This window comes from Dyadobacter sp. BE31, from assembly GCF_031457695.1.
Taxonomy (GTDB): domain Bacteria; phylum Bacteroidota; class Bacteroidia; order Cytophagales; family Spirosomataceae; genus Dyadobacter.
The window spans coordinates 200,231-212,774 of record NZ_JAVDXA010000008.1; the positions used below are offsets into that span (position 1 = coordinate 200,231).

At 50.9% G+C, this 12,544-nt stretch carries 6 protein-coding genes; all 6 read left to right on the forward strand.

The genetic code is table 11. The features are described from left to right. Positions 1-42 precede the first annotated feature (42 nt). The 6 genes from J2Y43_RS30790 to J2Y43_RS30815 all read left to right on the forward strand — a co-directional run bounded on the left by J2Y43_RS30790 (position 43) and on the right by J2Y43_RS30815 (position 12,529). Entirely contained in the window at positions 43-3,096 is a 3,054-nt protein-coding gene (locus J2Y43_RS30790) for a TonB-dependent receptor (RefSeq protein ID WP_309992430.1), read from the forward strand. Positions 3,097-3,132: 36 nt separating this feature from the next. Then, positions 3,133-4,800, forward strand: coding sequence for a RagB/SusD family nutrient uptake outer membrane protein (locus tag J2Y43_RS30795; RefSeq protein WP_309991841.1), 1,668 nt, complete (start codon positions 3,133-3,135; stop codon positions 4,798-4,800). 209 nt (positions 4,801-5,009) lie between these two features. Continuing rightward, entirely contained in the window at positions 5,010-8,207 is a 3,198-nt protein-coding gene (locus J2Y43_RS30800) for a TonB-dependent receptor (protein WP_309991844.1), read from the forward strand. A 27-nt stretch (positions 8,208-8,234) separates the two neighbouring features. After that, the gene (locus J2Y43_RS30805) at positions 8,235-10,061 is read left to right on the forward strand and encodes a RagB/SusD family nutrient uptake outer membrane protein (RefSeq protein WP_309991846.1); all 1,827 of its coding nucleotides are present in this window, start codon (positions 8,235-8,237) and stop codon (positions 10,059-10,061) included. Positions 10,062-10,149: 88 nt separating this feature from the next. Next, positions 10,150-11,046, forward strand: coding sequence for a sugar phosphate isomerase/epimerase (locus J2Y43_RS30810; RefSeq protein WP_309991850.1), 897 nt, complete (start codon positions 10,150-10,152; stop codon positions 11,044-11,046). A 115-nt stretch (positions 11,047-11,161) separates the two neighbouring features. Continuing rightward, complete coding sequence (locus J2Y43_RS30815) at positions 11,162-12,529, forward strand: DUF1080 domain-containing protein (RefSeq protein ID WP_309991852.1); 1,368 nt, start codon at positions 11,162-11,164, stop codon at positions 12,527-12,529. The last annotated feature ends 15 nt before the right edge of the window (positions 12,530-12,544 follow it).

The window sequence follows — 12,544 nt, forward strand, 5'->3', positions numbered from 1 at the left end:
AGAAACTTTACAAGTATTGGCCACTGTATGATGCGTTGGGCAATGGCTGGTGCGGTGATGACGGGTTTTACAGGGCAGGCCTATGCAATGAGGCCTTCAAATCCGACCATCAGGGTTATCGACAGGACAGTTTCAGGAAAGGTGACATCCGTAGAGGACAACCTTCCGGTTCCCGGTGTTTCGGTAGTACTGAAAGGAAGTAAAAGCGGTACCAATACCGATGCCGACGGAACTTTCAAGATCAGTATTCCGGAAGACAATGCGGTCCTCGTGTTTTCAGCAGTAGGTTTCGTAACGCAGGAAGTTACTGTTGGAAATAAAAGCGTGGTGGACATTGTACTTGCCAGCGATCAGAAAATATTGACGGAGGTCGTGGTTGTGGGTTATGGTACGCAAAAGAAAAGCCAGTTGACCGGCGCGATTTCGTCGGTTGGTTCAAAAGAGATTAATGAAATGCCTATTACCAACCTCGGGCAGGCGCTGCAGGGACGCGCGGCCGGGGTGGACGTAACGCAGTCGGGTTCGAAGCCGGGAACGGTGCCGAAAATCCTGATCCGCGGCCGTCGCTCGTTCAATGCGGGTAATGATCCACTGTATGTGGTAGATGGTATCCCGTTGGCTGGGGGCTATGAAGATATTAACCCCAACGATATTCAGTCGATGGAGGTTTTGAAAGATGCAACCGCTACGGCGATCTACGGTTCGCGCGGTGCGAACGGGGTAGTGATCGTGACCACCAAGCGTGGTGGCCTGAAAGGTAAAACAACTGTCAGCTACGATGGTTATGCGGGAGTTTCCAAAGCACTCGATAAGGTGAAGCTTTTTAACGGCGCTGAATTTGCCGAGTTCGTGCGGGAAGCGTACCGTGCCACAGGCGGATATAAGGATGCTGCCGGCAATGCCATTCCGACAGGCGTGATCAATGCAGAGGCCGACGCGAAAGTGGCGGTATTGGGCGGTGACCCCAACGTGGCCAAAGGTATCGCTAATGGCACCAGCACCGACTGGCAGGACCTCGTAGTGGGCACAGGCATGATGCAGAGCCACTCCGTGGGCATCCAGGGCGGAAGCGACCGTACCCAGTTCTATATTTCGGGCGGCTATTTTCGGGATAAGGGGGTTGTGAAGGAGGCGAACTTCACCCGTTTCTCGCTGCGTGCGAATATCGACCACAATGTGAACAAATGGCTGAAAGTCGGTCTTTCTTCCTACATGATGAACAGCATCCGTAACGGTGAAAACCTGAATACCTACGGGATGACGATCAACCAGAACCCGCTCGCGGTGCCATATGACGAAAACGGCAAGCTGATTTTCTCACCTACCAACGACGCCTTGCTGACCAACCCGCTCGCGGAATTGGTGAAGGGAGCGCAAGTAGATCAGATGAAGCGTTATCGCATTTTCAACAGCCTTTATACGGAGTTCAGTATCCTGCCGGGTTTGAAATACCGCGTAAACTTTGGTCCGGACTTCAATATTTACCGTTACGGACGTTTTGTGGGCTCTATGACCAACGCGAGAAAGGGCGGTGATGCACAAGCCAGCACCGGCAATGCAATCGGTTTCAACTGGACGCTGGAAAACATTGTGAATTACTCCAAAACTTTCGGCGGCAAGCACAACCTGAATGTTACTTTGCTACATTCTATCCAACGCGACCGCACCGAAGCATTCACATCGTCGGTGCAAGGGGTGCCTGTTGAAACGCAATCTTTCTACAACCTGGGCGCGGCAACAACCGTATTCTCTCCCGGTAGCGGTCTGGTTGAATGGACGATCAACTCGTTCATGGGACGTGTGAACTACGACTACAATGACAAATACCTGGTTACTTTGACTATGCGTCGTGACGGGTCGAGCCGTTTCGGTGAGAACAGCAAGTATGGTAACTTCCCGGGGATTGCGGTAGGTTGGAATATCGGAAACGAGGATTTCCTCAAAGGCGTTAGCTGGATCGACCTTTTGAAAGTACGCGCAGGATGGGGTAAAGTGGGTAACACTGGTTTGGCCCCTTACCAGACACAGGCGTTCCTTGGCCGTACCAGCTATGCATGGAACACAACGGCGGCGTACGGTTACCGCCCCGGAACGATCGGAAATGCGGATTTGCGCTGGGAATCATCTGCTACTGCCAACGTAGGTCTCGATTTCAGCCTGGTTCGCGGACGTGTACAAGGTTCATTGGAGTTTTACCAAACCAATACCACCGACTTGCTTTTGTCTGACCAGCTTCCGGGATCGATCGGTTTCAACGCTGTTACCCGCAACGTGGGCGAGACACGCAACCGTGGTATCGAGTTGGGTATTACCACTACGAACGTCAACACCAACAGCGGTTTCAAATGGACCACAGACTTTACATTTACCAAAAACACGGAGGCTATCCTGTCGCTTTATAATGGAAAAGTGGATGACCTGGGTAACGGATGGTTCATTGGCCGTCCATTGAGCACGGTTTATGATTACCGGAAAATAGGGATCTGGCAAACCAACGAAGCGGATGCTGCGAAAGCGGTTAACAGCGAAGTAGGTCAGATCAAGCTGAAAGACATCGATGGCGACGGCAAAATCAATGCGAACGACCGCGAGATCATCGGCTCGGACGTTCCTGATTTCAGCGCAGGTATTACCAACCGTTTCAATTTCAAAGGCTTCGATTTCTCGTTCTTCTTCTTTGCACGTGTAGGCAACCTGATCCGCAGCGAGTTCCACAGAAACAATAACGCGCTGGCCGGCCGCTATCAGCAAATGAAAGTGGATTACTGGACGCCAAACAACCCGACCAACGAATTCCCCCGCCCGAAAAGCAACCAGGAGTTTCCCGTTTACGGCAGCACGCTTACCTATTTCGATGGAACATTCGTGAAATTGAGAAATGTGAACGTAGGTTATACATTTACACCGGAAATGTCGAAAAAACTGGGAATGGAGTCGCTTCGTCTGTATTCAAGCATCCAGCAGCCGTTTATCTGGGCAAAATACCGCAGCAAATACAACGGTGTTGACCCTGAAACAACCGGGCTTGCAGCAGGTGGAACAGGTGTTACCCCCGCAACGATGGTGATCACTTTCGGTTTGAATGCGAAATTCTAACGGCCTGGTTTTGAAATTTTTAAAAGATACTGACAAATGAAAAATATAAGAAAATCGATAGTGGTGTGCGGCATGGCGGCGCTGATGCTGGCAGGGCAGGGGTGTAAGGATGTGCTCGATGAGAACATCATCTCCGGTGTAGGCAACGATTATTTGAATACTGCCAAAGGATTTGAGGATGGTGTGAAAGCTGCTTACTCATCGCTGCGTTTTTACTACGCAACCCAGCAAGGACTGACTTTGACCGAATATGGTACGGACATCTACGCAACAGGTGCCGATGGCGGTTACAAAGGCTTCCATTTCTACGACGGCCAGCTGAACCCGACAGTGGATTACCTGGCAACGACCTGGGATGAGCTTTACAAAGGGATTAACACTTGTAATGCAGTGATCGAACGCGCTCCGAATGTGACCGGTGTTGCGGATAATGTTAAAAAACTGCGTGTTGCCGAAGCCAAATTCCTGCGCGGGCATTATTACTATCTCCTGCACCAGCAGTATGGCGGCGTGGATCTTCGTCTGACGGAAACGGTGCTTCCTACGAAGGAAACCAAGCGTGCAACGGATGGGGAAATGTATGCGGCCATTATCAAAGACCTGAGTGATGCGGTTAACGATCTGGAAGCAAAAGCACAGTCGAGCGATTATGGCCGCGCGACCAAGCCTCATGCGCAGGCGTTGCTGGCGAAGGTTTATCTTGCAAAAGGGTATTCAACCGAAAAAGCAGCAGACGATTTTACCAAAGCAGCTGACCTTCTGAAAGAGGTTTCTACCAAGTACGGTTACAAACTGCTCGACGATTTCTCGGCTGTATTTGATGAAAACAACCAGAACCACTCCGAGGTAGTATTTGCCGTGCAATACACTACCGACGCTTTGACGAACGGAACGGGTAACAGCTTGCACCTCTATTTCGGGATGCAGTACGATGTGCAGCCGGGGATGAAGCGCGACGTGTACTGGGGCCGCCCATTCAAACGCTTGAGACCGACCGAATACCTGCTGAACACCGTCTTTGCCGACCGGGTCAACGATTCGCGCTACAAAAAGACTTTCCGTGATACATGGTTGTCCAATAACCCCGGAACCTACAATGCGGCGTCATTTGATGATTCCAAAACCAAAGTGACGTTTGCGGCTGGTGATACGGCGATCTTCATTCCAGGTTACGAAATGACCAAAGAGGTACGTGCTACGAAAAAATACCAGGTGCTTGTTCCCAGCAAATACTCGGAAGCATTGTTCCCGACCTTGCAGAAGTTCTTTGATTCGAAACGCCCTGACATGACTTACGAACCAGGTAGCCGCGATTATTACGTGGTGCGTCTGGCAGACGTTTACCTGATGCTCGCGGAGGCTTTGCTGCAAACGGGCGATAAAGCCGGCGCTGCGGAAGCTATTAATATGGTGAGATACCGTGCGGGCTGGCCTGGTAAAAAGGACAAAATGCTGATCGATGCGAAGGATCTTACGATGGAAACAATCATCGAAGAACGCGCACGGGAGCTTGCTGGCGAGCAAACCCGCTGGGTGGACCTCAAACGCTGGGGACTGCTTGTGGAAAGGGTAAAAAAATATAACCCGCAAGCTTCTGCGATCCAGGCTTACCACGTGGTGAGACCGATCCCCCAGACGCAGATCGACCGCAGTGCCAAGACATCGGATGGTAAGTCGGTATTCCCGCAGAACACCGGATATTGATCTGATCTCAGTTTGGTTTTAGTAGGATGGTTGCCTCGTGCAGCCATCCTTTTTTTGTTTTTGGAAGGGGCGCCAGAAAAAAAAACTACCGGAGAATCAATGGCACTATCCGGTTGAAAATTAGGACTTAATCTGCGTGCGGGCGGGCTGGAATGGGTGGCGTCAGGGTGGTATATTTCACTCATAACATCATCTTAATCCACTTACCTATGCACATCACAAAAGGATTTTTCACCTCCTTGCGACGCATGAGCGGAGTATGCATATGTGCGATATGCATGCACCCGCCGGTGCCCGCCAGTGTCGTCGCGAGCCCGGTCGCGAAGCTTGGCCATGTCATGCGAGCCGAGAAAACTGTTACCGGTACCGTTTTGGCCAAAGATGGAAATACACCCATACCGGGTGTAACGGTCGTTGTCAAAGGGACCAACCAGGGCACGACAACCAATGCGGATGGGAAGTATACCATCGAGATCGCCGGCAATTCAGCAATACTCGTGTTTTCGGCCGTCGGATATGTCACACAGGAACAGGAAACGGGGAATGCGAGTGTGGTTGACATTTCGCTGGCCACAGACCTGAAAACGCTAAATGAAGTCGTGGTAGTTGGCTACGGAACGCAAAAGAAACGGGACCTCACAGGTGCGGTATCACAGGTTAATGCGACACGGCTCGAAAACGAAAACCCGCAATCGGTGCAGGATGTGTTGCGTGGGAATGTAGCAGGTATGAATGTCGGGTTTTCCAGTTCCGCGAAAGGAGGCGGGAATGTCTCGGTGCGCGGTCAGAACTCGATCAATGCAGGATCCACCCCATTGATCGTACTCGACGGTACCATTTACTATGGTGGTTTGGAAGACATCAATCCCAACGATATCGAAACCATCGATGTCCTCAAAGACGCAAGTTCTTCGGCGGTTTTCGGTGCCAAAGCGGCCAGCGGCGTTATCCTGATCACTACCAAAAAAGGGAAGGAAGGCAAGCCGCTGATCAATATCAACAGCAACTTCGGTTTTGCCGAAGTTGCTAAAAACCAGCCGGTACTGAGCCCGCAAGGCTTCATCAGCTGGCGGCAGGAGGTAATGCGGAACATCAATGCCACCGCCGAGCCCGCGCGCTTCGCCGATCCAAACCATCTTCCGGCCGGTGTAACTCTCGACCAATGGCTGGCTTTCGACGGCTCCACGGGCGATCCCACGACGGTTTGGCTCCAACGCCTGGGAATGCAGCCCATAGAAATCCAGAATTACAAGGACGGCAAAAGCGTGGATTGGTATTCCAAAGTATTTCAGAAAGGTTTCCGTCAGGATCATACCGTGAGCCTCTCAGGCCGTAACGACCGCATTTCCTACTATATGTCTTTGGGATACCTGAATAATGAGGGCATTGTGGTGGGCGACAAGTATAGCACGGTCCGCGCGCGGCTGAACCTCGAAGGCAAAGTGAATAAGTTCCTTTCGGTGGGAATGAACACGCAATTTGCGCGGCGTGATGAAAGCCAGGTACCTGTAAACTATGACCTGGCTCGGACCATTTCTCCCTGGGGCTCAGAGTTCGATGCGAACGGAAATTACGCCTGGCGGCCCAATGGCGAGGCCAGCGGCGGCAACCACCCCTATTATGCCCGCCAGTTTATCAAACGCGATCAGGGCGCCCAAACATTGAATTCCGTTTTGTTCGCCAAAGTAAGCCTGCCTCTCGGGTTTACTTATCAAATCAATTTTACGCCCCGTTTCGACTATACACACCGCTATAATGCCGAATCTGCCAAGCACGCCGAATGGGCTGCCGAGGGCGGTCGGGCGTCGCGCAAGGATTCGACCGTGTTCAACTGGCAGGTTGATAATATCCTTAAATGGAACAAAACCATCGCGGGAAAGCATCAGATCGACCTTACTTTCCTGGCTAATGCCGAACGTTTCAGAAGCTGGCGCGACAGTATTTCCAACAAAGGGTTCGCTCCGACGGACGTTTTGGGTTACCACAACATCCAGGCGGGCGGATTACCGGTCGTTTACACCGACGACCAGACTAGCACCGCCGATGCATTGATGGCCCGGCTGTTCTATGCATTCAAAGACAAATACATGCTCACGCTATCGAGCCGGCGGGATGGTTATTCCGCATTCGGGCAGAAGAACCCGCGGGCTGTATTTTCGTCGGCGGCGTTGGGCTGGGTATTTACCGATGAGGGATTTTTGCATTCCAAATGGCTGAGTTATGGAAAGCTGCGGATTTCGTATGGGAACAATGGTAACCGCGATATCCCGCGGTACGATGCCCTCGCCGACCTTACGAGCGGCAAATACCTGCACGTGAAGCCGGATGGAACGGTATATCAGGTCAGCCAACTCTACGTGAGCCGGATGGCAAATCCGAATTTGAAATGGGAGAAAACCAATGCGCTGAACGTCGGGCTCGACTTTGCATTGTTCAACAATCTGGTGGACGGCAGTATCGAGTTTTATAAATCGACCACCAAAGATTTGCTCGTAAAACGCGCGCTGCCCAATGTGTTGGGTTTTGACAACGTTTGGGATAACCTAGGCGAAGTGCAGAACAAAGGGCTGGAAATCAGTTTGAATTCCAACAATATCCGCCGCGAAAACTTCACCTGGCGCAGTACATTCAACTTCCAGCTCAACCGCAACAAAATCGTTCATTTGTATGGTAACATGGTCGATATCAAAGACGGGAGCGGTAAAGTAACTGGCCGCAGGGAGGCCGACGACGTTACTAATCGCTGGTTTATCGGTCATGCGCTCGACGAGATCTGGAACTACCGCATCCTGGGCGTCTGGCAAAAAGAAGAGGAGGCCGAAGCAGCCAAATATGGCGTGAAACCAGGTGATTTCAAGTTGAAAGATGTGAATGGCGACGGCAAGTTCACCAGCGACGACAAGGAATTTCTTGGCTATACATCGCCGCGATTCCGATGGACGTTCCGGAACGAGTTTAAACTCTTCAAGAGCCTGGATGTTTCATTCATGATCTATTCTTACTGGGGACAGAAAGGTACATTCAATCAGATGAAGAACCGTGATGGCTTCGTAGACCGCACCAGTTCCTATGTATTTCCTTATTGGACCGAACAAAACCGTCAGAACGAATGGGCAAGACTCTATTCCAGCGAAGGCTCGGCAACAGGCTATGCGGTTTACAGAAGCAAATCCTTTGTGCGCTTCGAAAACCTTTCGGTGGCTTACACACTGCCCAAGGTAGTTTCACAAAAAGTGGCCGTGCAAAACCTGCGCATTTATGGCAACGTCCGCAATATCGGCTTCTGGGCGCCGCAATGGAATTTCTGGGATCCCGAGAATGGAACGAATGGTACAACCAATAACAGCATTTCCACTTCGGTACCAAGCCCGCGCATTTACACCATCGGACTGGATATCACCCTGTAATCACTATCACACAAAACTATATGGATTATGTTTAACCAAACATCAAAATATATACTGGCAATAGGTTTGCTCGGAGCGGGCATGGCGATTACCTCCTGCAAGGAAACCTGGCTGAAACCCGAGCCGCTTTCATTCTACGAGCCGGATCTGACATTTAAAGACCTCGGCGGCTTAAAAGCGACGCTCGTCGCGTGCGAGCGCAACCTGCGGATGGAATGGTACGGCGATGCGATGCCGATGATTACGGAATCTATTTTCTCGGATATCGCCGTGGAAGGGACGACCGATAAATCGGGTCCGGCACAGAACCTGAACCTGCTCATCACCCCTGACGCACAGCTGAACCATATCGATTACAACCGCATCGGCTGGTATTGGCTCGAAGGTTACAAAGGCATCAAGTACGCTAATACAGCCATTTCGCGCATTGATTTACCCACTTATAAAAATGAGCAGGAAAAGAACGAACTGCTTGGGGCGGCTTACTTCCACAGGGCGGCGCGGTACTACCGACTCACACAGCAATTTGGCGATGTGCCGCTCATTCTCAGCGAAATTAACGGTCCCAAGCTCGATTTTCAGACTACCAAACGAGAGGTAATCCTTAAAAAAATGAAGGAAGACCTCGAATTTGCAGAGCAATGGGTACCTGCCGTAACCGACAAGGGAACGGTGAACAAAGGCTCAGTGAGCCATTTGCTCACAAAGGTCAATCTGGCATTGGGACTGTTTGACGATGCCATTAAATCCGCGACGAATGTGATCGACGGCGGTACGCACAAGCTGATGACCGCCCGGTTCGGAGCTACTGCCAATGATGCGAGCCGCAACGTGATTTGGGACCTGCACCGGCCGCAGAACAAGGCCATCGCAGCGAATACCGAAGGGCTAATGCTGGTGATCGACCGGCTGAATATCGAGGGTAATGTCGAGGGGGGCATGCTCATTATGCGGAACGCTGTTCCATTCTGGTTTAACAATATCAACACCCCGAATGGAAACCGAGGCACGATAGACACATACGGTATTGAGATTGATCAGGTTGTGAAGTTTGGTCGAGGGATCGGACGTTTGCGCCCAACCGATTATTCTCAGAACCAGATTTGGGATGATAAAAACGACCTGCGCCACGCGCCCGGTAACTGGACGCGTATGGAGGATATTCTGTACAATAATCCAGCCATTAAAGACAAGGACAGCTTTTACGGTAAGAATTTACAGCTTAAAAACGCGGAAGGCGTGGTGCTGACGATTGACACGATACGCTGCTGGTTCGACTGGCCGAACTACAAACTTTTCATAGAAGACCCGACGCGCGTCCAGCCCCAGGGCGGAAATTCGGACTGGTATGTATTCCGGCTGGCCGAAACATATCTCCTGCGTGCGGAAGCCTATGCATGGAAAGGCGATATGGCGAAAGCCGCCGACGATGTGAATACGGTACGGGCCCGTGCCAACTGCGCTCCGCTCGCTGCCGGCAAGATCAATATCGGTACCATTCTCGACGAACGCGCCCGCGAACTGTATTTCGAAGAGCCCCGCAAAACCGAACTCACCCGCATTGCCTATATTTTCGCCCAAACCGGCAAACCTGCGCCGAACGGTAAGACGTACAGCCTCGACAAATTCTCGGATGACAATTATTTTTATGACCGGGTCATGGAGAAGAACGATTTTTACAATAAAGGAGTAAAAACACGCCACGCCGACGAATACACCATGAGCCCTTACCACGTGTTGTGGCCCGTTCCGCAATCGGCTATCGACGGGAATACGCAGGCGAGGATCAATCAAAACAAGGGATATTCGGGGTATGAGAAGAATGTGCCTCCACTGACAGAGCTACCGAAATAAATTCACACGCAATGGCCCGTAGATAGCGGGTCATTGTTGTTTTATATCGTCTGGAAGTTATGGATTTTTACATTAATCTAAACCTGAAATGAACAGACGGAATTTTCTACAAAACACTTCGCTTGCGATGGCCGCTACCATGGCAGGCACCGGCTGGCTCGAAGCCGCTATAAAAAAGGGTGATATTAAAATCGGCTATTCGGCCATCACCTGGGGTGGTAAGGACGAACAAGCCATGGCCGACCTGGCAGGACTGGGCTTCAAGGGCATTCAGCTGCGGGCCAATACCTTCGCACCGTATCGTAGCAAACCCTCCGAGCTGAAAGATGCTCTGGTAAAGAACAACCTTACACTTTGCATGTTTTCGAGCGGAAATGTAGAGATCGACCCTGCGAAATTTGAAAGTACCGTGGATACGCACGTAGCGCACGCGAGCTTTGTGAAGGCATTGGGCGGTAGTGCCATGCAGCTTACGAACAGCCTTCGTCCGAAAGACCGCGCGCCGTCGGTGGAAGAGCTGAAAAAGTTGGCACAGGTGATGAATGAAGTGGGTAAGCAAACGGCAGATCTCGGCGTGCAGGCGGTTTATCACAACCATATGAACCAGCTCGGTGAAACTCCCGAGGAGGTGGATGTAATCGTGCAGGCCATGGACCCGCGCTACATTAAACTTTTGCTCGATATCGCGCACTACAAGCAGGGCGGCGGTGAACCGCACGATGCAATTATCAAATACAAAGACATTCTGCACTCGCTGCATTTGAAAGATACCAAACCGGCCGAGACCAAAAGCGGCTACAAGTTCGTGGAATTGGGCCAGGGCAGGGTAGACGTGCCGGCGGTTTTCAAGGCTTTGGACAAAGTGAAGTTCAAAGGCTGGGCAGTTGTGGAGCTGGATGGCGTGCCTGATCCGGAGAAATCGCCATTGATTTGCGCCGAAACCAACAAAAAGTACATCACTGAGGTTTTGAAATATCCATTGTAGTCCGAACTGGATTTGTAGGGGTATTCCTATTAATATTTCGTTATAAATGTAATAACTGATATTAGATAGGAAACCCTTTCGCATTTTTCAGTTATTCATCATTTTAATCAGCACAATGAAAAAATTCCGATTACCGGTAGTCGCTATGGCCGCGTTCCTGCTCAGCGCTCCGCTCCAAGCCCAGAAGTCAAAAGGTGGCTGGGTAGACCTTTTCAACGGCAAGGATTTGACAGGCTGGAAACAACTCAACGGCCAAGCCAAATATGAAGTGAAAGACGGGGCTATTGTGGGTACTTCCGTGATGGGTACGCCCAATTCATTTCTTACAACCGAAAAAGACTACGGAGATTTTATCCTCGAACTCGATGTTAAAGTCGATAACAAACTGAACTCGGGTATTCAGATCCGCAGCTTGTCGAAACCCGATTATATGAATGGCCGTGTACATGGTTATCAGGTAGAGATCGACCCTAGCGACCGGGCCTATTCCGCGGGTATTTACGACGAAGCGCGTCGCGGCTGGTTGTACCCGCTCGATTTGAATCCGGAAGGCAAAAAAGCGTTTAAAAGAGATGTCTGGAATAAATACCGCATCGAGGCGATCGGTAACTCGATCCGGACTTTCCTGAATGGTGTGCCCGTGGCGCACGTGGTGGACGATATGACGCCTGTGGGCTTCATATGCCTGCAAGTGCACGCGATCGGCAGCAAGGAAATGGAGGGTACCCAAGTGAGCTGGAAGAATGTACGTATTAAAACCACGAACCTGAAACCAAGCCCGGCTACGAACGTTCGCATTGTAAACCTGATCCCTAACAACCTCGATGCTGCGGAAAAAGCGCAGGGCTATTCGTTGTTGTACGACGGCAAATCGGTGGATCAATGGCGGTCTTACGGCGGTACCGACTTCCCTACCAAAAGATGGAACTATAACGACGGTACTATTCAGATTTCGAAATCGGATGGCTCAGAAACCGGTAATGACATTGTTACCCGCAAGCTTTACGGCCCGGCATTCGAATATGAATTTGAATTTAAACTTACCGAAGGCGCTAACAGCGGCGTCAAATACTTTGTTGACCAGAAATTCAATTCCAATGGCAAATCGGGTATCGGCTGCGAATATCAGGTGCTCGATGACGAGCGTCACCCGGATGCGAAACTGGGCAAGAATGGCAACCGTACCATCGCTTCGTTTTACGACGTGATTCCCGCCGACCGTCCCAGGAATGCGGTGAAAAAGATCGGGGAATGGAACCAGGGCCGTATTGTGGTGCAGAAGGACGGTACCGTGCAGCATTTCCTGAACGGCTATAAAGTAGTGGAATATGTACGCGGCTCCCCGCAGTTCAAGGAGTTTGTGGCAGGTTCGAAATTCGCCAAATTTGATGGTTTCGGTCTTTCGCAGGAAGGTAACCTGTTGTTGCAGGATCATGGTGATAATGTGTTTTTTCGGAGCTTAAAAGTAAAGGAGATCAAATAGCCCGATTCGACCGAA